Here is a 22,644-nt window from a genome sequence, read left to right on the forward strand (position 1 = left end):
TTTTTTAAATAGAATTATGAAAGAAAAAGATGCCGAGGCAAAAAGTATATCCAGTGAAGCATTGGATTTACTTATAGAGTATAACTGGCCCGGTAATATTCGGGAACTGGAGAACATTATTGCGCGGGTTACACTTTTATCCAAGAACAGCAGGGTGCTCCCAGAGGATTTGCCGTTGAATATCAGAGGCAGTGCTAGATTAAACTCAATAAGGGATGCCGTACTGGAAGGAAACATATCGTTTGAAAAGGCAGAAGCAGAATTCGAAAGGGATATTATCTTAAATGCATTGGAAAAGACAAATTATGTTCAAAGCAGAGCTGCTGAAATTTTGGGTATAAGCAGGAGAATTTTAAAGTACAAAATGGATAAATTGGGTATTGAGGGTACAGCAGGCTGATCTATTCAATCGTATATTGTTCAAAAATGTACAATATTGAGAAAGGAGAAATCCCTTCTAAAATTAACTAGTTTCTTTCCATTGCCACGAAAAGTTGTACAAAAATGTTAATTATTAGCCTGTCTGCATCAATTTCCCCTATTCCCAAATATTAAATTACACCAATAATTATGTTTTATTTTTAAGCCACTTACACAACATAAGTGGCTTTTTTGCTTATTTAATGGGGCTTTGGCACATTCTATGCTACCTAGTTCCCTGTAGTATCGGTTCTGGCTGACGTTATCGCATCTGAACGACGCTGCAATCAGACAAAGATCCAAGACCAAGAAAGAGCTGCTGTGCCATACCATGATGGAGATGTGCTCTGGTATTGAGAATACAGAACTGTTTGCGAAGCGTTATACGGAGGATTTGATTTGGAAGAGGAAGCAAGCGTTTTGATAGTGGATGATGAGTTGGGCCCCCGGGAATCTTTAAGGATGATTTTGAAGCCTATCTTTAATGTACACACTGTTGAAAATGGGGAAGAGGCATTGAGATTCATAAGACAGGAGACTGTAAATTTAGTAACATTGGATCTCAAGATGCCGGGGATTCCTGGTATAGAAGTATTAAAGGGGATAAAAGACTATAACCCTGACATTGAGGTAATTGTCCTTACAGGTTATGGAGGCTTAAATACAGCGGTAGAAGCCTTGAGATATGGTGCCTTAGATTATATCGATAAACCCTTTGATGTACCTCAAATAGAGAGGGTCGTAAGAAAGGGGATTGAAAAGAACAAAACCAATATATCTGCAATGTTGCGAAAAGCCATGGAGCAAACCATCCATGCTATGGCTTTGGCAGTTGAAACAAAGGATCCTTATACTGCTGGCCACCAACAGCAGGTTGTCAATCTTGCCTGTGCCATAGCTCAGGAGATGGGTCTTCCAACAGAGCAGATTAATGGGATCCGAATGGCAGGGATTATTCATGATATCGGCAAGATATATATACCTTTCGAGATTCTAAGTAAGCCTGGCTGGTTGACAGAAATCGAATCCAATCTGATTAAAGCTCATCCTCAAACAGGGTACAACATATTGGATACAATAGAATTTCCATGGCCGATTGCCAAAATCGTGCTTCAACATCACGAGAGAATAGACGGTTCTGGATATCCTTCAGGGCTTTTGGGCGAAGACATTATCCTTGAAGCAAGAATATTAGCTGTAGCTGATGTTGTCGAGGCTATGGCATGTAACCGGCCTTACCGACCAGCTCTGGGTATAGACACGGCATTAGAGGAAATCTCGCGGAATAGAGGGGTCCTTTATTATCCTCCAATAGTAGATGCTTGTTTGAAGCTTTTTAACGAGAAGGGGTTTAAGTTTGAGTGAGATATGAAGGCGCAATTACCTGCAAGACGTTTTAGTTAATTCATAACTCTGCTGCAGAAGGATTTATATGCAGGATGAAGCAAACATTTTAATAGTGGATGATGAGTTGGGCCCCCGGGAATCTCTGAAGATGATCTTAAAGCCCATTTCTAATGTATATACTGCTGAAAACGGAGAGGAGGCATTGGAATTTATAAAACAAAAGCCTGTAAATTTGGTGACATTAGATCTAAAGATGCCGGGGATTCCTGGTATAGAAGTCTTAAAGGAGATAAAAGGTTATAACCCTGATATTGAGGTAATTATAATTACAGGTTATGGAAGCCTGAATACAGCGGTAGAAGCCTTGAAATATGGTGCCTTAGACTACATCAATAAGCCTTTCAATATACCTCAAGTCGAGGGGGCTGTAAAAAAGGGGGTTAAAAGATACAAAATTAATATCCTGAGCCGTATGCTGACTCAAACGTTAAATATCTCAAAGGAGGAAATGCAAGGGGTTATAAAAATGGGGGATACACAATTGGAGATGCAGCTCCTATACACTGAAAAGTTAACAGTTTTAGGCAAATTAACCCCTAAGATTGCCCATGAGATTAACAACCATCTCCAGATTATATACGGAATGGCACAACACGGTTTGATGAAAACAAAAAGAGGAGATGTCTTCAATAAATATTTTGAGAGCATTTTTACAGAGGCTGGAAAAATAGACCATATTACCCAAGAATTGATGAAATATGGGAGACCACCAGAACGCAAGGAAGATATGATAAATGTACAGAAAATCCTGGATTATTCTCTTAATTTGTTGAAGGATTTTGGGGAGACTAAAAGGTTCCATGTTCGCAGGTTTTATCGGGATGCTTTGCCTTTAATTAAAGGAAATAAATTTCAATTAGAGCAGGTTTTTATAAACATAATCATAAATGCTTCTCATGCTGTAGAGAAGACAACAAATAAGGAATTAATCGTTGAAACAGACCTTAGCTCAGATGGACACTCTATTGAGGTAACTATTTCTGATACAGGATGTGGAATAAAAGAGGAAAATTTGGAAAAGATATTTTCTCCTTTTTTTACAACAAAAGAAGGGGAAAAAGGTAAAGGACTTGGGCTGTCTATTGTTAAAACTTTTGTAGAGAAACATCAGGGGCGTATCGAGGTAAAGAGTAAATTAGATAAGGGTACAAGCTTTAAGATTATTCTGCCTATAAACTCGGATAATAAGGCTTGTCTCGAATAAAGTGAGAGAACATAGTAAGAAGAGCCGGAGCCTCAGGCTCAGAAAGAGGGTGTTTTATATGGAAGGTAGGCTACTTAGATGTACAGAATGTAATGAAATTATCAAGATGACAGAACATGACTTCTCGGTTGAATACCATTATGATAAGGAAAGGGATTGCTTTATTGAACTGGTAAAGAATGATAGAGAGCCATTCATAACGAAGCACAAACGTCACAAAGTAGAAGAGCTGAAGGTAAACAATGCCTCTTTTATCAGCGATCGCCCCTATTCCGAACCTTTAAAAACCAGTTATTTTGAGGCAACTAATGGCAGAGAAGATTTTGTAATAAAAAGGTGGAGAGATAAAATTGAGTCTCCGCTGAAATATGAGATGGTCAAAGGATGTATTGAAGTAACAAATAAATCAGTGGTAGATGGTGAGAGCATTAGAAAACAAATTCAGGCAGAAATAAATCCCCTCATATCCCAGGATAAGATAACCCGTTTAATCCAGGTAGTAGAGAGGGTTGTTTCACAGTTAGACCCGGAGATCCTGCTAAAAGACTCTTTAGAATTGGACAACCCCCTTGTTCTCTATTGTAAACTGAAGAACAGTGCCATAAAGAGTATTGTTGAACTAAGTAAAGATATATTTAAAGGAGAAGAATTCAAAAAGATAAGAGATTTTATCTATGATAATAGCGATTATGCCGGTGTAATGGCGCCTATGGTTAAACGTCAGTTCACAATAAAGCCCCCTCCACAAACAGGAAAAAGATTGAAAAAAGAGGTTGTTATTCCAGCAGAGATTGTCCAGGGAGATATTCTTACCCTCTAAAGGATGTCTTTTCTAAAGGAACAGTTTTTCAGACCCTTCCGCAAAAATTACTTGACAATACTTTTGCTTTACTATAATTTAATGTGTAGTTAAAACTTTGTATACCTTCCTATGAAGTTTTCCAAAAAAGCAGCTATTACATTTGAGGTCTTACTAGCGACCCATAAACTCGCCTTTTGTGGAGCTAACCCCTCTAAAGATAATACTGCATATTCCATGAAAAGTACATACCATACTAATATGAGTTATATCCGCTAGGGTTTAGTTAATTTAAATCAAGGGTTTTGGGAGTAGATTAACCCGCCGGGGAAATTAATCTGGTATTAAAGGCATTAATAAATATTTTCTGAGCAGCATAAATTTCAAGAGGGGGAGCAGAGTGGGCCTGAATTTAAGAGACCTGAAAGAAAAAAAGATCAGTGAATTGACGAAACTAGCAAAACAACTACATATTGAAGGGGCTAATTTCCTTAGCAGGCAAGAGTTGATCTTCGCCATACTTCAAGCTGAGACTGAAAAAAATGGGTTGATATACGGAGAAGGGGTGCTTGAAACCCTGCCCGATGGCTTCGGCTTCTTAAGGGCTCCTGACTATAGCTATTTGCCTGGGCCAGATGATATATATGTTTCACCTTCCCAGATTAGAAGATTCAATCTTTTGACTGGTGACACAGTCTCAGGACAAATAAGACCACCAAAGGACAGCGAGAGATACTTTGCCCTTCTTAAGGTAGAATCTGTTAATTTTGAAGACCCTGAAGCATCCAGGGAAAAGATTCTTTTCGACAATCTGGTACCCCTTTATCCCCAGGGTAAAATTAAGTTGGAAACCAATCCTCAAAATCTTTCCACAAGGATAATGGACTTGTTGACCCCTATAGGAAAAGGACAGAGGGGATTGATTGTTTCACCCCCTAGAGCCGGTAAGACGATGCTTCTTCAGAGCATAGCCAATGCTATTACAACCAATCACAAAGAGATAATCCTGATAGTCCTTTTAATAGATGAGCGTCCGGAAGAGGTTACGGATATGCAGCGCTCAGTGGATGGGGAGGTGGTTAGTTCCACTTTTGACGAACCGGCTCAGAGACACGTACAGGTTGCCGAGATGATTATTGAGAAGGCAAAAAGGCTTGTGGAGCATAAGGGGGATGTTGTTATTCTCCTTGATAGCATTACCAGGTTGGCAAGGGCATATAATGCTGTAGTTCCACCAAGTGGAAAAGTCCTTTCCGGAGGAGTAGATTCCAGTGCCCTCCATCGTCCAAAGAGGTTCTTTGGGGCGGCAAGAAACATCGAGGATGGAGGAAGTCTTACCATTATTGCTACAGCTTTGATTGATACTGGCAGCAGAATGGATGAAGTTATATTCGAAGAATTCAAGGGTACAGGCAATATGGAGATACATCTGGACAGAAAGTTGAGTGATAGAAGGATATTCCCTGCCATGGATATCAATCGCTCTGGCACAAGAAAAGAGGAACTCCTTATCTCTAAAGAAGATTTGAATAGAATATGGATACTGAGAAAGGTACTTCAGCCTTTGAACCCTATTGATGCAATGGAGTTTCTTACAGATAAGATTTCAGGTACCAAGACCAACACGGAGTTTTTAGATTCTATGAATAAGTAGTCCCCAATTTTTCTTGTAAAATAGCTGGAAATATGTTAAAAAACCCTAAAGACTATTAAGGAAAGTGTTAATTTAATATAATCTGGAGGAAGATGAATGAAAAAAGGAATTCACCCCGATTATTCTCAAACAAACATCAGATGTGCTTGTGGGAATACCATTGAGACAAGGTCAACAAAAAAGGACATAGTGGTAGAGATTTGCTCAAAATGCCACCCCTTTTTCACAGGGAAGCAAAAGCTAATAGATTCTGCTGGGCGAGTGGAGAGGTTTAGAAGGAAGTATGGTATTAAATGAAACATACATGAGATTGCCCAGATTTTCTATAGGAATTACAGAGCTATGTTGCAGGAACTCGAAACAGCTGAGATAAGATACCTAGAATTAGATAGTCTCTTGAGTAGTCCTGAAATAATCAGGGATCAAAAGAGGTATCAACAGATTGCCAGGGAACATTCAGACCTGACTGAAATAGTCGAGTCATATCGTAATTATAGGAAAATAAATGATCAGATAGAAGAAAACAAGATATTACTTGATGAGGACGACGAAGAGATTAGAGAACTTGCAAAATCGGAGATACATGTATTACAGCAAAAATTTTCTGAATTTGAAAAGCGGTTGAGGACTCTCCTCATCCCTAAAGATCCAAATGATAACAAAAACATATTCCTGGAGATTAGAGCCGGTACAGGAGGTGAGGAAGCCAGCCTATTTGCTGCCGTTTTGTTTAAAATGTATTGTAAATATGCGGAGGTGAATAACTGGAAGATTGATATTATAGATCGAAATGTTACTGGAATGGGTGGCTTCAAGGAAATAATTACACTTATAGAAGGAAAAGGGGTATACAGTAAGTTAAAATATGAAAGCGGTGTTCACCGTGTCCAGAGAGTTCCTTCTACCGAGGCACAAGGGAGGATTCACACCTCTACCGTAACGGTAGCCATCCTGCCAGAAGCTGATGAGGTAGAAGCCCAGATAGACCCAAATGATTTAAAGATCGATGTCTTTCGTTCTTCGGGGCCAGGAGGGCAGAGTGTAAATACTACTGATTCTGCAGTTCGAATAACCCATCTTCCAACTGGCTTGGTGGTTACCTGCCAGGATGAAAAATCACAGCATAAGAATAAAGCAAAGGCATTAAGGGTACTCAATGCCCGACTTATAGATAAGTTGAATGAAGAGCAAAAGTCAGAGATTTCTGAGAACCGAAAAAACCAGGTGGGTACTGGAGAACGAAGCGAAAGGATTAGAACCTATAATTTCCCTCAAGGAAGAGTTACTGACCACAGAATTGGGTTGACCCTATACAAATTAGATAAAGTCCTGGAGGGGGATATTGACGAGATTATTGATGCCTTAACAGCCCACTATCAAGCTGAAGCCATAAAGTCCAGACAATAAGACCCCTTGAACCAATTCTCTCCCCCTCAAATAATTATGAACTCGTAAAAAATCGTTTTTCCCTCCATTGGCGGGAGGAAATAAAAGGGAGGAGGGGATTCTAACGCATAGAAATCATTATGTATATCCACCCTCACCCCCTGCTTCCGTGCGGACACGCACAGGCAGGAAGCTCTCTCCCGTCGAGAGAGGGAGTTTTAACTTTTGAGACCATCAAGGATAGGGATATAGTTTTTGAATGATAAGACATGGACAGTCCTGCGACTGCTCAATTGGACTGCTCAATATTTTAACGAAAACGGCATTGAAAATCCCAGACTGGATGCTGAGGTTCTATTGGCACACTCATTGGGAACTAATCGGCTCAGTTTGTACCTAAATTATGATAAGCCTGTTCATAAAGGTGAACTAAGAGAATATAAAAAGCTTATTAAAAGAAGGATAAGAAGAGAGCCTTTACAGTATATTACAGGGTACCAGGAGTTCTGGTCTTTAAATCTCAAAGTTGCCAGAGGGGTATTGATCCCTCGCCCGGAAACTGAGATCTTGGTAGAAGAGGCCCTCAGGACATTTCCTCAAGATAAATCATCTGATAAAACAATCAATATATTAGAACTCGGTACGGGGAGTGGGGCTATAGCCATTGCCCTGGCAAAAGAACTCCGCAAAGGATCGATTGTTGCAACAGACATATCAGACATAGCTATAAAAACTGCCAGTGAAAATGCCAGATTCCATGGGGTGGAAGAATACATAACTTTTTTACAGGGCAGTCTCTTTAAACCTGTAAGGGAAAGAGCTGGTGCCTTTAATCTTGTTATATCCAATCCTCCATATATTCCCATAGAAGATTTCAAGGATCTTCAACCAGAAGTGAGGGGTTTTGAACCGAGAATCACCTTGAATGGTGGGAAAGAAGGACTAAGATTCTATCGACAGATATTATCTCAAGCAGGAAGATATTTGGCCAGAGATGGCTGGCTAATGCTGGAGCTGGGGAAAGGACAGGCAGAAAAGGTAACCAGACTTATAGAATTAACGGGAGAATTTAATCCAGCATCGATTGTAAAGGATTTTTCAGGGATTGAAAGGGTAGTAAAGGCCCAAAAGAAGGGATAGATAGATTGGAAAAGATAATAATAAACGGCGGAAAGAGACTGGCGGGTGAAGTTAAGATTAGCGGTGCCAAGAATGCTGCCCTTCCAATACTTGCAGCTTCCATACTTACAGAGGGTTGGAATACCTTTTCAAATGTTCCAAACCTGAGGGATATAGAGACCATAAAAAAATTGCTTCTAGGACTGGGTGTAAAGGTTGAAGAAGAAGAGGATATAAAGATCAATGCTGCTGGTTTAAACAATTATGAGGCTCCGTATGATCTGGTTAAGACAATGCGGGCCTCAGTCTTAGTACTGGGTCCGCTGATCGCCAGATTAAAGAAGGCAAAGGTAGCTCTGCCAGGGGGATGTGCTATTGGAGCAAGGCCTATTAATCTTCATCTAAATGGATTGACTGCCCTGGGGGCAAAGGTAGACCTTAAGCATGGTTATGTGGAAGCGGAAGCAAAAAGTCTCAAAGGGGTTCCTATCTTTTTCGACATCCCAACCGTTACCGGCACAGAAAATCTAATGATGGCGGCAACCTTAGCTGACGGTGTAACGACCCTGGAGAATGCTGCCTGTGAACCTGAAGTGGTGGAGCTGGCTAATGTCTTGAAGAAGATGGGAGCAAATATAAGAGGAGAAGGAACAGAGGTTATAACCATTGAAGGGGTGAAGGAATTAAAGCCTATTAATCATACAATTATTCCGGATCGGATAGAAGCAGGGACATTTATGATTGCTGCTGGAATAACTGCCGGCAATATTAAAGTCCATAACTGCAATATAGAACACATGGATGCCGTATTCAGCAAGCTTAAAGAAGCAGGACTTAAGTTAACCTGTGAGAGTGATGGGGTCAGAGTAATTGGAACCAAACCAATACGAAGTGTTGATATAAAGACATTGCCCTATCCCGGGTTCCCAACGGACATGCAGGCTCAGATGATGGTATTGATGTGTTTTGCAAATGGGACAAGTGTAATTTCTGAGACAGTCTTTGAAAACAGATTCATGCATGTTAGTGAACTTAGAAGGATGGGAGCAGATGTCAGGATTGAGGGGCGCAGTGCTATTGTAAAGGGTGTTTCTGGTTTAAATGGAGCCCCTGTTATGGCAACCGATCTGAGGGCAAGCGCCTCCCTCATTTTAGCCGGTCTTGCCGCAGAAGGAAAAACAGAGATATCAAGAATCTATCATATAGACAGGGGATATGAACGTATAGTAGAAAAACTTTCGAATTTAGGTGCCGACATAAAAAGAGTTAAAGATTGATGAAGTCGTAAAAGTCAAATTTAAGGAACTCATTAATGGCAAATATACTGGTAGTTGATGATGAACCAAGTATGCTTGAATTTTTAAAGATTATGCTGAAAAAAGAGGGGTATGATGTTGACTGTACCACTAATGGCAAAGAAGCAATAGAACTTTGCAAGGAACTTTCATATGACATGGTGATAACGGACATAAAGATGCCACAGGTTACTGGTCTGGATGTTCTGCATAGGATCAAAGAGATAGCTCCTGAAACTGTTATCATTTTAATTACTGCTTATGCTACTATGAAAACCGCTATTGAAGCTATGAAAGAGGGTGCCTATGACTATGTTACCAAACCGTTCAAGGTTGATGAGATAAAATCAATCATTAAAAATGCGTTAGAAAGTAAAAAGCAGTATAGGGAAAACACGTTAGTTCCGGGTGAATTTGATAATAGTTATAAATTTGGCAGTATTAACCTGGTTGGTAAAAGCAAAGAAATGATGAGGGTTTATAACCTTATCCAAAAGGTCTCTCAGACCAAGTCAAATGTATTGATATGTGGAGAGAGTGGGACAGGTAAAGAATTAGTAGCAAAAGCTATTCACTATGACAGTTCTCGAAAAGACCACCCACTTTTAACTATTAACTGCGGCGGTGTCCCTGAGAGTTTACTTGAAAGTGAACTATTTGGTCACAAAAAAGGCTCCTTTACCGGGGCATTATACAATAAAGCTGGATTGTTCGAGGCAGCTGATGGAGGGACAATTTTCCTGGATGAGGTGGGTGATCTTCCTTTACCAATACAGATTAAGCTGTTGAGAGTAGTCCAGGACAAAACCTTTAAGCCAATCGGAGAAACTGAGGAGAGTTCTGTAGATGTCAGGATAATCTCAGCAACAAACAAGGATTTGGAGGACAAGGTTATTCAAGGAGAGTTTAGGGAAGATCTGTTTTATCGTTTAAATGTAATCCAGATCAGGATACCACCTTTAAGAGATAGAAAAGAGGATATCCCAATCCTGACCCGTTATTTTTTAGAAAAGTACTCAAACGAACTGGGCAAAGATATAAGAAGAATATCCTCTTATGCAATGGAATCCCTTTTAAACTACAAGTTCCCAGGAAATGTTAGAGAACTTGAAACAATCATAGAAAGAAGTGTTGCTTTAGAGACTCCGAGCATTGTCCTGCCCGAGAGTTTAGCCCTTGCTGAATCCAAAAACGGTTACGAAAAACCCGCCAAAGAGATAAAGATAGAAGTTCCCCATGAAGGGCTGGATATGGAAGCAGTTTTAAGAAATCTGGAGAAGAACATACTGCTGGACACCCTTAAAAAGACCCATGGAGTTAAGAAGGAGGCGGCGGAATTGCTAAATATCAATTTGAGGTCTCTCCGTTATAAATTGGAAAAACATGGGATCATGGATAGCGAAGATGACTATTAAGCAGTATTCAGACACCAGGGACTCCCAACCAGAAGATGTCCAAAGAGAATTCCTGAAGAAGCTTCATTGGTTGATGTTCCTGAGGGTATTGGTTATCACCTTTCTCCTTGGCATCACTATACTGATCCAGCTTAAACAAACCCCATCGTATCTCGCCCCTTTTTTAATATATCTATATACAGTTATCGTAATAGTCTACTTTTTGACCTTCATTTATGCCTTTATAGTAAACAGGATTAAGAATCTCCCAGTCTTTGCCTACCTGCAGATTATACTGGATATATTTCTTATTACATTCCTAATCTATTCCACCGGAGGAAAAGGAAGTGTCTTCACTTTCATGTATAGTATTTCCATCATTACAGCCAGTATTCTTGTATATAGAAAGGGAGGGATTTTTGTTGCCTCTTTATGCAGTATACTATACGGGGGGCTTTTAGACCTGGAATTTTATGGGATAATCCATCCTGTTTCGAGTAAGGTATTGGGACCAAAAGATTATCAGACTACAGACGTATTTTACTCTATATTGATAAATATTACTGCTTTTTACCTGGTTGCATTTTTAAGCAGCTTGCTTTCAGAGCAGACACGAAGATCGAAAAGGGAGTTACAAAAAAAACAGGTTGACTTTGATCAATTGGAAGCGCTGAATAGAAATATAATCCAGAGTATTAACAGTGGCTTATTAACCACCGATTTAAAGGGTAAGGTTACCTTTTTCAATAAGACGGCTGAAGAGATTACCGGGTATAGTTCTCTTCAGGTTTGCAATTCAGGGGTTGAAGATATCTTTCCGTGCTTAAAAGACTCCTTAAATCCTGGCCATTCTCCCTCTCGATTAGAAATCGAATTTAAAAGAGAGGATGGAGATACTCTGCACCTGGGTTTTTCAATCTCTTCTTTAAGGGATTCCAGAGGAGAAGAGCTGGGAGATATCCTGATATTTCAGGATTTAACTAAGCTTAGGGCAATGGAAGAACATATTAGAATGGTTGATAGATTAGCCGCTGTAGGCCGTTTGGCAGCGGGGATAGCCCATGAGATGAGAAACCCCCTTGCCTCTGTGAGTGGTTCCATTCAGGTTTTGAAGGGTGAATTGCAACTGGATAACGGAAATAAACGCTTAATGGAGATTGCTATAAGGGAGACAGAAAGGCTAAACGCTCTGATCGCCGATTTCTTGCTGTTTGCTAAACCAGGCCTGGAAGGAAAAGAGGTTGTCGATATTGCAAAAGTTATTAATGATACACTGGGGGAATTTGTTAACAGCCCTGAGTGGAATAAAGACATCGAGGTGTATAAGAACCTGCTTAGAGACGGTATGGTAGAAGCTAACCCAAGACAGTTAAAGCAGGTATTCTGGAACCTGTTTATAAACGCCGTTCAGGCAATGCCAGAGGGCGGAAAGTTAAAGATAGAAGTCAGAAATCCCAAATATATGAGTAACAGCCAAAAAGCAGAAGATAATCTTTTAGAGATTATTATAACCGATACCGGCTGTGGAATACCCAAAAAGAACCTGGACAAGATATTCGATCCCTTCTTCACTACAAAGGAAAAAGGCGCAGGAATGGGTTTGGCTATTGCATACAGGATAATAGAGAGTTATAAGGGAAAAACAGTAGTTAGAAGTAGGCCAGGACAAGGTACCACTTTTACCATTTATCTGCCGCTTGCTTCTCTTTAGGGCCATTTAGCCGATAAACCTTAAATTCTAATATCAAAATCCTAAACAAACCATGACTGAAATGGGATTTTATTCCCTGCTAATTGCATTCGTACTTGCTGGCTATTCGGCATTAACCTCTATTTTGGGGGTTAGATGCCTAAAAGAAAGGACAATAGACAGATCTCAGAATGCTGCCATCGCCGTATTTGGATTTCTGACTTTAGCCTCTGTAGCTATGGTATATGCTTTGGTGACAAGAGATTTTCAAGTCGAATACGTAGCAAGATACACAAGTCGCAGCCTCCCGATGAGTTATACATTGACGGCATTTTATGCAGGGCAGGAAGGCTCTCTCCTCTTCTGGACATGGCTTCTTTCTGTTTTTGCCGTGATAGTAATTTTCCAGAACAGAAAGAAGAACCGGGAGCTTTTACCCTATGTTCTTTCAGTGTTAATGATAATTACGCTTTTTTTCACACTCCTGATGGTCTTTGTAACCAATCCATTTAAGAGTCTCAGCCATGTACCATATGATGGTCAGGGCTTAAACCCTATGCTCCAAAACCCGGGCATGATATTTCATCCCCCTGCTTTATTCATGGGATATGTCGGATTTTCCGTACCCTTCGCGTTTGCAATAGCAGCCCTCATTACCGGACAACTGGGAGACGTATGGATAAGAACTACCAGAAAATGGACAATCTTTTCATGGTTATTCTTGACAGTGGGAAACGTGTTGGGTGCTCAGTGGGCTTATGTAGAGCTGGGATGGGGTGGCTACTGGGCATGGGATCCGGTAGAAAATGCCTCGTTAATACCCTGGCTTACTGGAACAGCGTACCTGCACTCGGTAATGGTTCAGGAAAAACGAGGCATGCTAAAGGTATGGAATATCTTATTGATCATCTTCACATTTCTCCTGACCATTTTTGGAACCTTTATCACCAGAAGCGGGGTCCTTTCTTCTGTCCATTCCTTCGGGCAATCATCGCTGGGCTGGCTCTTTCTGTTATTTTTAGGCATTGTAACTGTGGTATCTTTTAATTTTCTAATCTATCGACTGCCTGAGCTAAAAAGCAAAAACCAGCTGAAATCAATGCTATCCAGAGAAAGCAGCTTCCTGTACAATAATCTGCTACTTGTCGGAATGGCATTTGCAATACTATGGGGAACACTCTTCCCTATTATATCTGAGTCAATTCGTGGAGTAAAGATTATGGTGGGCCCCCTTTTTTTTAATACCGTTGTTACGCCTGTTGCTTTAGTATTATTACTGCTCGCAGGAGTATGTCCCTTAATTACATGGAGCAAAGCATCTGTCAAGAACTTCCTTAAGAAATTGCTTTTGCCTTCTATCTTCTCCATAACAGGGGCTACTGTTCTCTATGTTTTGGGAATCGGTTCTCTTTATGTACTGGTATCATTTACCCTGTCTATTTTTGCTCTGGTTACCATTTCCCTTGAGTTTCTTAACTGCACCAGAGCTCGACACACATCATCAGGCGAAAAGTACCCAAGGGCATTATGGAATGTGGTAGCAAGGAATAAAAGAAGATACGGCGGCTATATTGTTCACCTTGGAGTTATTTTGATATTTGTGGCTGTAACTGGCAGTGCCTTTAATATTGAAAAACAGATAACATTAAAAAAGGGAGAATCCTTCAACATTAAGGGGTACACATTGAGATACGATGACCTCTCCAGCTATCTTTCAGCCAATAAACACACAGTTGCTGCGATTCTAACACTTTTTAATGGGGCCTATAAAGTGGGGATTTTAGCTCCTGAAAAGAGCTTATACAAAGGCCAGGATCAGCTAACCACAGATGTGGCACTTCATACAAACTTAATGGAAGACTTTTACGTCATCTTGGCTGGATATGACGAAGATGGAGCAACTTTTAAAGTTATGATAAATCCTCTTGTTCTCTGGCTCTGGATCGGTGGAGGAGTCATAGCTTGTGGGGCTGCTATTGTAATGTTACCGGATCGCAGAAAAAGAAGGGAAACGGCTTTGGCCGAAGCAGATATTGAAAAAGAAATTGAAGGGGAAATTTTTGCGATACGGATGAGTCGCTCCACAAGAAAAGTGAAATAGATAAGAGGAACAGATAGGAGAAAGTATCCTAATGAGGCTAATTCGGAATTTAATGTACATATCGATCTTTATGCTTTTGCTCCTTCCGTTCCCTATTATCTCGATAGCCGGAGATTCGTCATCAGGCATTATCAAAGGAAGGGTTATCAATAATACATTGGGTGGAAAAGGTATGAAAGGTCTTGAAATCATACTTTACAGGTTTGCCGACGGAAAAGAGTCGGAAGTTGGGCGCACAAGAGCCAACCCCGCTGGTTCATTTTCATTCCATGGTATAAGTGTTGACAAAAAAATAGTATATTTCCTTACAACTAACTATAAGCAAGTAGAATATTTCAGCCGGCCCGTTGGTTTTGAGAACAAAAATACTCTTATTCTTAATCTAATCGTTTACGAAACTACAGATAAGGACACAGGCATATATGTCAAAATGCATCATATATTTTCGGAAATTAAAGGGGAATCTCTCTGGATAAAGGAACTTATGGTAGTTGAAAACCAAAGTGACATTGTATATGTTGGGCAAAAAGAACTGAAGCCAGGAAAGAAGGAAACGCTCCGAATTTATTTGCCAAAAGAGGCAACCAATATTAAGTATATAGACGGTTTAATGACATGGTTTGTTGTTAAGACAGAAGAAGGGTTTTCTGACACCATGGATATTAAGCCGGGCATGAAGAAAATCCTGTTTTCTTATACAGTTGATTACAGGGGCTCAGGTTATCAATTTAAAAAAGGTATCTCCCTTAAGACGGACAATATTGATTTCTTCTTTCCCGATAAAGGGATTAAGGTTAAAAGTGATCAACTGGAATTCGAAGGAACCGTGGGAGATACAGCGGGGCGTTTTTCTCGCCTCTCAGGGAAGAATTTCGCTAAAGGGTCTCAGGTTGTTATAAAATTTCACAATCTCCCCGGGAAGAAAGACTTTTTCAAGTGGGTTATTGCTGGACTGGTGGTACTCTTATTCGGAGCAGGGTTTGCCATTCCATTTGTAAAGAGTAGGCAACATCAGTATGAAAGGGATGAACAGACTTCCTCGCCAAACTTAACAGACCTGCATGAACAAAAGCAGGCAGTTTTGCAGGCTATAGCCGAATTGGACGATCTGTCAGAATCAGGTGGAGTCAATTCTGAAGGGTATCAGATAAAGCGGACTGAGTTATTAAAAAAGGCAAAAGAAATAACAAAACAATTGAATTGAGAGTTTTGGAAAAGAGAAGAAGGCTTAAACCCATTATAATTTCATTTATTATCGTGTCTGTAATCGGGTATCTCATCTATACTGGCTTGAGGGATACCATGACTTACTATTTAACGGTAAGCGAGGTATTGGCAAAATCATCAGAAATCCAGAATCAAACAGTACGGGTAGGAGGAAACGTATCCCCGAATTCTGTAAAATGGGACCCCAAGGATTTAAGGCTGCTTTTTAAAATGGAGGATAGCAAATCCAGCCTTAACGTTGATTACAGAGGGGTTGTTCCTGATTCTTTTAAGCCCGGAAGGGAAGTTGTGGTAGAGGGGATATACAAGGATAACGGACTGTTCATTGCAACGACAATCATGCCAAAGTGTGCATCAAAGTATGAGTAAAGATAACTACATAATTGAAACCAGGGGGCTGGTAAAGAAATTCGGGGTTAAGACAGTCCTGCGGAAGATCGACCTTTCTTTAAAAAAGGGGGATTTTCTTGCGCTGTTTGGCCCAAATGGAGTGGGTAAGACAACATTAATTCAAATACTGTGTTTCCTAATGCGACCAACCTCAGGCAGTGTTTGGTTTGCAGGGTTTGATGCCGGATACGATAGAGAAACTCTCCATAAAATCATCGGGGTTGTTTCGCACAATACATTTCTGTACAATAACCTATCTGCCTGTGAAAACCTGAAATTCTACGGTAGAATGTATGAGGTAATAAATCTGGAAGAGAGAATTGAAGAGGTTATGGGACTGGTAGGATTGAGAGAATATATGAAGGATCATGTCCAGACCTTTTCCCGTGGGATGCAGCAGCGCCTTTCTGTAGCCCGGGCGATTATACACGACCCATTGATACTCTTTCTGGATGAACCCTTTACTGGCCTTGACCAACACGGTGTTGAGGATTTCAAACAAATCCTGAAAAAATTTCGGGAGCAGGGGAAAACTATCGTCATGACATCTCATGATTTGGACAGAGGGTTTGAGCTGTGCACTCAGGCAGCGATCTTAAAATCAGGAAATCTTGTTTACAAGGAAGATGTATCGAAGATAATTCAGGATGATTTTAAAGATATCTATTTTAAACTCACAGAGTAACAGACATTGCCTGTATAGGTGTCTCTATGACCTTTCTTCAAAAAGTGTGGTCCATCGTGTTGAAAGACATAACATCTGAACTCCGCACCAAAGAGATGCTCCTCTCAATGTGCCTCTTTTCCTTCCTGGTCTTGATTATCTTTAACTTTGCCTTCGATACAGGATCAAAAAATTTAAGGGAAAATATCTCAGGAATTCTCTGGGTAGCATTCATATTTTCAGGCTTAACTGGATTAGGCAGGTCCTTTGGTGTGGAACGGGACAAGGGGACTCTTCATGGTTTACTACTCTGTCCGATAAGCCCATGGGGGATATATCTGGGTAAAATGATAGGGCCTTTCATATTTATGGCCATTATGGAGATATTTACTTTATCCATATTTACCGTTCTGTATAACATAAATATCGTACCGTTTCTATTGCCCCTGACGCTGATTGTTTTTTTGGGGACATTGGGTTTTGCGACTATAGGTACAATCTTTTCCGCTATGTCTGCAACGACAAAAGCAAGGGATGTTATGCTGTCGATCCTCGTATTTCCGATCTCCGTTCCCATGATTATTGCTCTGGTTAAGTCAACCGGCATAATTCTCCAAGGAGGAGCGATACAGGAGATATATTCGTGGCTAAAGATTTTGATTGCATTTGATCTGGTCTTTCTTCTGCTTGCCTATTTAACATTTGGTTTTATCTTAGAGGAATAATGTTGACGAACAATCGAACCCTTCTTAAGACGTTTCAGCTTATCACCTTTTTTATGATGCTTCTGGCTCTTTATGCCATATTTGTTTATGCCCCTGTTGAAAAAAGCATGGGCATTGTGCAGAAGATTTTCTACTTACATGTACCTTCTGCTTTTTTAGCTTTTTTTGCCTTTTTTATGACCTTTATAGCCAGCATTCTTTACCTCTATAAAAGAAATCATCGGTGGGATATAATAGCATCTTCTTCTGCGGAAATAGGGGTAATATTCTGTACCGTTGTTTTGATAACCGGCCCCATATGGGCAAAACCCATCTGGAACGTATGGTGGACGTGGGATCCAAGATTAACGACGACATTGATTCTCTGGTTTATTTATGTTGCCTATCTCATGCTTCGAAGGGTAGCAGGTGAAAGTCAGCGGTCAACCTTTTCTGCCGTATTCGGGATTTTTGGATTCATTAATGTTCCTATTACTTTCCTGGCTATCAGGCTATGGAGGACTATACATCCTTTAGTTATCACAGGGAAGGGTATCAATATTTCGATTCCGATGCAACATACATTAATAATTTCATTTGTCGCTTTTCTTCTTCTTTTCTTGTTGCTTCTCATAAACAGAATCGGGTTGGAGAATATGAGATACAAGGTCGGGGAGATGAGGGACCTCATAGAAGACAAAATTCATCTCCAGCACGAAAAACATGGAGGATAATTACAATGACTGGTACCCTTTATCTCTTTGCTGCCTTTAGTATTACGTGGTTAATTATCTTTCTTTACATCTTCAGCATCTCCAGAAGGCAGAAAACGCTGGAAAGGGAGATCGAGAAAATAAGTAAGGTGTTGGGAGAACGTTCTTAAGCCGTCTTTCTTGAAAGGGGGTGTAGGAAAATATGGCAGAAGGTTCGGTAGGCAATGTGGAAAGAATAACGCTTTCCATTCAGGGGATGACCTGCGCCTCGTGTGTAGCCAGAGTAGAAAAGGCACTGAACAACGAGAAGGGGGTCGTTAAAGCAACCGTAAATCTTGCCACAGAGAAAGCCACCGTTGAATATTCCCCGGGAATAGTATCTGTAAGAGAACTGAAAAGGACCGTTACGGATTCGGGTTACAAGGTACTGGACGTGGAAGAGAAGGATCTTGTCGAAAAGGAGAAGACTGCCCGGGAAGCAGAATTCAAAAAGTTAAGAAACAAGCTCCTGGTCGGTGTGATTCTGGTGATCCCCATCCTTCTACTTGCCTATTGGCAACCCCTTGGCATGGGCAAATTGTGGGAATGGGACAGACAGACCAACTTTATCCTCCAACTTTTCTTTCAAACCCCTATACAGTTCTGGGTGGGCTGGCAGTTTTATGTAGGTATGTGGAAAACTGCAAAGCTTAGAACCACAGACATGAATACCCTGGTTGCTGTGGGAACCTCGTCAGCGTATGCATACAGTGTAGTAGCCATTTTTTTACCGGAATTGTTTAGCGCAAAGGGATTGATAGCTACGGTTTACTTCGATACTGCTGGTGCCATCATTGTGCTGATTCTCCTGGGCCGTTTGTTGGAGGCCAGGGCTAAGGGGCAGACCTCCGAAGCTATAAAGAAACTCGTGGGACTCCAGGCAAAAACGGCAAGGGTATTACAGGATGGAAAAGAAATAGATATCCCTATCGAAGAGGTTGAAGTTGGTGACACTGTAATTGTCAGGCCTGGAGAAAAGGTCCCTGTGGACGGTATTATCAAAGAGGGCCATTCCTCTTTAGATGAATCCATGATTACCGGAGAGTCCATCCCAGTGGAGAAAAAGGTTGGAGATAAAGTAATAGGGGCTACTGTCAATAAAACGGGTACCTTTCAATTCGAGGCTAAAAAGGTAGGGAAAGATACTATGCTCGCCCAGATTATAAACATGGTTGAAGAGGCTCAAGGTTCAAAGCCCCCCATTGCCCGTATGGCAGATATCATTGCCAGTTACTTCGTGCCCGCTGTCATTGGGATCGCTATACTAACCTTCACCATCTGGTATCTCTTTGGCCCGGATCCAGCCTTAACCTATGCCATGCTTAACTTTGTGGCAGTTCTCATCATTGCCTGTCCATGCGCTCTCGGACTGGCAACCCCTACATCCATCATGGTAGGAACAGGTAAAGGGGCGGAGAATGGTGTGCTTATCAGAAGCGGAGAGGCACTGGAAACTGCCCATAAGTTGAACGCTATCATCCTTGACAAAACAGGCACCCTGACAAAAGGGGAGCCATCCGTTACTGATGTATTGACCAGCAAAGGTTTTAATCCCGAAACAATCCTCATGCTATCAGCATCAGCAGAAAGGGGATCGGAGCATCCTCTTGGCGAGGCAATTGTTACTAAAGCAAGAGAACAAAAGCTAACCCTGGAGACACCATCGGATTTTAATGCCATTCCAGGCTATGGTATCGAGGCTGCCATAAACGGCAAAAATGTTCTGCTTGGTAATATAAAGCTTATGCGAGACAGGAAAATCGATATCGGAAACCTAGAGAAAAAGGCAGAGGGACTCTCCAGCCAGGGGAAGACCCCTATGTATGTGGCTGTTGATGGAAGCCCTGGAGGAGTTATTGCGGTAGCAGATACCCTGAAGGATAATTCAAAGGAGGCTGTTGCCATATTGTATAACCTGGGGCTTGAAGTAATCATGATCACAGGAGACAACCAACGAACCGCCAGCGCCATAGCCGAACAGATAGGTATAAAGAGGGTGCTAGCAGAAGTACTTCCGGAAGTTAAGGCCAGTGAAGTTAAAAAATTACAGAAAGAAGGGAAAAAAGTGGCAATGGTTGGGGACGGGATTAATGACGCCCCTGCTTTGGCACAGGCAGATGTAGGCATTGCCATTGGCACAGGTACAGATGTTGCCATGGAAGCGGCGGATATAACTCTTATCAGTGGAGATTTGCAAGGTGTGGTTACAGCGATTGCCTTGAGTAAAGCCACTATAAGGAACGTCAAGCAGAACCTTTTCTGGGCATTTGCTTACAACACCATTCTGATTCCCGTTGCCGCCGGTGTTCTTTTCCCCTTTTTCGGAATACTACTCAACCCCATCTTTGCAGCCGCCGCTATGGGGCTCTCCTCTGTGACCGTAGTTTCAAATGCCCTGAGATTGAGGAGGTTTAAGTCGCCGATTGCTACAACAATTTAGTACTATAATCGTTGATTTTATTTTAACGGTAATTATTGTGATATGCACTAACAGTTATCGCTTCTCTAAACGGACTATTCGGGGTAAATAGGGGGGACGTCCTTAAGATTTTAAGTTGGCAGTAGGGTGACAAATGGATTGCGAGAGAAAATGATTATCTGCTATTGGGTTAGTAACTTAGAAACTTAAGGGCGTCCCCCTCAGTTAAGTTAGTTGTTTTGCAACAAGCTTGAACCTTCAGAGGTAACTAATGCAGAAGAAAAGGCTTTACCTTCCTTCTATCACAATACTGACAACAGTCCTTACCCTTATTGTTTTACTGAGTATCTCAACCTTCAGGAACCTCCATCGGGAAAGGGTCAGGATGGAGGAATCGCTTTTAAGGGATGGTACCATTGTTCTCAGGAGCATGGAGGCATCCTTCCGTTCTGGTATGATGGGGATGATGGGAAGGGGAGGAAATCTTCAGTGGCTTATGTCCGAAATTTCGACCCTGACGGACATTCGCTTTATAAGCATCATAGAGGAAGACGGTCTCATAATCGCTCACAGTGATGATGAATTGGCAGGTACCTCATATCCCCAAATGGAGAAGCTGAAGGAACTGAAGGAGCAGAAGGTGCCCAAGAGTTGGTTCGATACGGATGGACAATTCCTTGTTGCCAAGAGATTTCAGCCTCTGGTTGCATTCAGGGGAATGAGGGGTGCCATGCATGGTCCCAGACATTCGATGATGCATTCCATGATGGTTTCCAGGGGGGGAGTCTTCGATTCTATTCTATCTGGAAAGGCATATACCATAGTGGGTTTGGATACCCGTACATTCGATGAGGCGCAAAGGAGCGATATCCGGCATGCCATAATGATGGCGCTGATCCTGCTTGTTATGGGGTCGGCAAGCCTGTATTTCATCTTTCTTGCCCAAAATTATTACATCGTCAACAGAACCCTCGATTCTATGACTACTTATACAACAAATATAGTGGGTAACATGCCAGACGGGGTTATTTCCATTGATGATAAAGGAGAGATTGTTACAGTTAATAACAGGGCAAGGGAGATTTTTAGCTTAGAAGGGATACCAGATGAGCGTAAAGAGCTGAAAAGGACCTTCCTCACATTTGCAACCCCGCTTCTCCAGTCATTAAAGGATAGGAAGAGAGTCCTTGAGAGGGAGATCGAATATCCCTGTGGCAATGGAGAATCCATTCCTCTTTCGGTCAGTGCTGCCAGGCTTATCTCTGAAGATGGAGAGGACCTTGGAGCGGTATTCATACTGAGGGATCTGAGAGAAATAAAGGAATTGGAAGAGAGGATTAAGAGAAGCGAAAGACTTGCGAGTCTGGGAAGTCTGGCTGCAGGGATGGCACATGAAATCAGAAACCCACTGAGTTCTATAAAGGGGTTTGCCCAGTTTTTCCTTAAGAAGACCATTCCAGGAACCGAAGATCACAAATACGGTGGAGTCATGATCAAGGAGGTGGAGAGGCTCAATAGGGTAATATCGAACCTGCTGGACTTTGCCAGACCTAGGGAACTTGTAAAAGAAAAGGTCTCCCTTGCTGACCTCATTCATCATAGCATTGAACTTATCCAGGACGATGCCAGATCTAAGAGCATACAGGTAATTATAGATATAGAAGAAGGTATTCCTGACCTGGAATTAGACAGGGATCAGATCACCCAGGTACTGCTCAACATAGAACTGAATGGTCTAAATGCCATGCAAAAGGGAGGAAACCTGTGGATTCGTTGTTTCAGAGGAGAAGACGCCGATGCTTTCTTTGTAGAAATCGAGGATACAGGACCCGGCATACCCGAAGATGAGCTGTCAAAGATATTTGACCCTTTCTACACCACAAAGAAGGAAGGTACAGGACTGGGACTTGCCATCGCCCACAGAATTGTGGAAAATCACAGTGGAACCTTATCAGTAAAAAGCAAAAAAGGCTCGGGAACGGTATTTCGTATCGAGTTACCCGTCTCATAGAGGAAAAG

General features: G+C 41.4%; 20 protein-coding genes. All 20 read left to right on the top strand.

Annotated features, from left to right (window positions below; translation table 11 throughout):
* The coding region (locus AB1401_13440; protein MEW6616453.1) for a helix-turn-helix domain-containing protein at positions 1-400 on the top strand (400 nt) is incomplete at its 5' end.
* Between the two features lie 419 nt (positions 401-819).
* Positions 820-1,785 (top strand): HD domain-containing phosphohydrolase, encoded by a 966-nt coding sequence (locus AB1401_13445; GenBank protein ID MEW6616454.1) that lies wholly within the window; start codon positions 820-822, stop codon positions 1,783-1,785.
* A 67-nt stretch (positions 1,786-1,852) separates the two neighbouring features.
* Positions 1,853-3,031 (top strand): response regulator, encoded by a 1,179-nt coding sequence (locus tag AB1401_13450; protein ID MEW6616455.1) that lies wholly within the window; start codon positions 1,853-1,855, stop codon positions 3,029-3,031.
* A gap of 58 nt (positions 3,032-3,089) precedes the next feature.
* Entirely contained in the window at positions 3,090-3,851 is a 762-nt protein-coding gene (locus AB1401_13455; protein ID MEW6616456.1) for a hypothetical protein, read from the top strand.
* Between the two features lie 385 nt (positions 3,852-4,236).
* Positions 4,237-5,484 carry a transcription termination factor Rho gene (gene rho / locus AB1401_13460; GenBank protein ID MEW6616457.1) on the top strand — a complete coding sequence of 416 codons (1,248 nt, stop codon included), beginning with the start codon at positions 4,237-4,239 and terminating at the stop codon, positions 5,482-5,484.
* Between the two features lie 96 nt (positions 5,485-5,580).
* Positions 5,581-5,781, top strand: a complete 201-nt coding sequence (rpmE, locus tag AB1401_13465; GenBank protein MEW6616458.1) for a 50S ribosomal protein L31 — start codon at positions 5,581-5,583, stop codon at positions 5,779-5,781.
* 45 nt (positions 5,782-5,826) lie between these two features.
* A complete protein-coding gene (gene prfA / locus AB1401_13470) occupies positions 5,827-6,891 on the top strand; it encodes a peptide chain release factor 1 (protein MEW6616459.1) in 1,065 nt (354 codons plus the stop codon).
* A 234-nt stretch (positions 6,892-7,125) separates the two neighbouring features.
* On the top strand, positions 7,126-8,010 hold the full coding sequence (prmC, locus tag AB1401_13475; GenBank protein ID MEW6616460.1) for a peptide chain release factor N(5)-glutamine methyltransferase: 885 nt from the start codon (positions 7,126-7,128) through the stop codon (positions 8,008-8,010).
* A 5-nt stretch (positions 8,011-8,015) separates the two neighbouring features.
* On the top strand, positions 8,016-9,266 hold the full coding sequence (gene murA / locus AB1401_13480; protein ID MEW6616461.1) for a UDP-N-acetylglucosamine 1-carboxyvinyltransferase: 1,251 nt from the start codon (positions 8,016-8,018) through the stop codon (positions 9,264-9,266).
* A 35-nt stretch (positions 9,267-9,301) separates the two neighbouring features.
* On the top strand, positions 9,302-10,699 hold the full coding sequence (locus AB1401_13485; protein ID MEW6616462.1) for a sigma-54 dependent transcriptional regulator: 1,398 nt from the start codon (positions 9,302-9,304) through the stop codon (positions 10,697-10,699).
* On the top strand, positions 10,689-12,389 hold the full coding sequence (locus AB1401_13490) for an ATP-binding protein (protein ID MEW6616463.1): 1,701 nt from the start codon (positions 10,689-10,691) through the stop codon (positions 12,387-12,389). The genes AB1401_13485 and AB1401_13490 overlap by 11 nt, the downstream gene beginning before the upstream one ends.
* Before the next feature lie 61 nt (positions 12,390-12,450).
* The gene (locus tag AB1401_13495) at positions 12,451-14,469 is read left to right on the top strand and encodes a heme lyase CcmF/NrfE family subunit (GenBank protein MEW6616464.1); all 2,019 of its coding nucleotides are present in this window, start codon (positions 12,451-12,453) and stop codon (positions 14,467-14,469) included.
* 31 nt (positions 14,470-14,500) lie between these two features.
* On the top strand, positions 14,501-15,673 hold the full coding sequence (locus tag AB1401_13500) for a hypothetical protein (protein ID MEW6616465.1): 1,173 nt from the start codon (positions 14,501-14,503) through the stop codon (positions 15,671-15,673).
* A gap of 5 nt (positions 15,674-15,678) precedes the next feature.
* Positions 15,679-16,065: a cytochrome c maturation protein CcmE gene (locus AB1401_13505; protein MEW6616466.1), complete on the top strand. Its 387-nt coding sequence runs from the start codon at positions 15,679-15,681 to the stop codon at positions 16,063-16,065.
* Complete coding sequence (gene ccmA / locus AB1401_13510) at positions 16,058-16,771, top strand: heme ABC exporter ATP-binding protein CcmA (GenBank protein MEW6616467.1); 714 nt, start codon at positions 16,058-16,060, stop codon at positions 16,769-16,771. Before AB1401_13505 ends, ccmA begins: the two co-directional genes overlap by 8 nt.
* A 26-nt stretch (positions 16,772-16,797) precedes the next feature.
* On the top strand, positions 16,798-17,475 hold the full coding sequence (locus tag AB1401_13515) for a heme exporter protein CcmB (GenBank protein ID MEW6616468.1): 678 nt from the start codon (positions 16,798-16,800) through the stop codon (positions 17,473-17,475).
* Entirely contained in the window at positions 17,475-18,188 is a 714-nt protein-coding gene (gene ccsA / locus AB1401_13520) for a cytochrome c biogenesis protein CcsA (protein MEW6616469.1), read from the top strand. The genes AB1401_13515 and ccsA overlap by 1 nt, the downstream gene beginning before the upstream one ends.
* Before the next feature lie 5 nt (positions 18,189-18,193).
* Positions 18,194-18,337 carry a CcmD family protein gene (locus AB1401_13525; GenBank protein ID MEW6616470.1) on the top strand — a complete coding sequence of 48 codons (144 nt, stop codon included), beginning with the start codon at positions 18,194-18,196 and terminating at the stop codon, positions 18,335-18,337.
* A 32-nt stretch (positions 18,338-18,369) separates the two neighbouring features.
* Positions 18,370-20,646, top strand: coding sequence for a heavy metal translocating P-type ATPase (locus AB1401_13530; GenBank protein ID MEW6616471.1), 2,277 nt, complete (start codon positions 18,370-18,372; stop codon positions 20,644-20,646).
* Between the two features lie 250 nt (positions 20,647-20,896).
* On the top strand, positions 20,897-22,636 hold the full coding sequence (locus AB1401_13535) for an ATP-binding protein (GenBank protein MEW6616472.1): 1,740 nt from the start codon (positions 20,897-20,899) through the stop codon (positions 22,634-22,636).
* Positions 22,637-22,644 lie beyond the last annotated feature (8 nt).

This window comes from Thermodesulfobacteriota bacterium (assembly GCA_040757775.1).
GTDB lineage: Bacteria > Desulfobacterota > UBA8473 > UBA8473 > UBA8473 > UBA8473.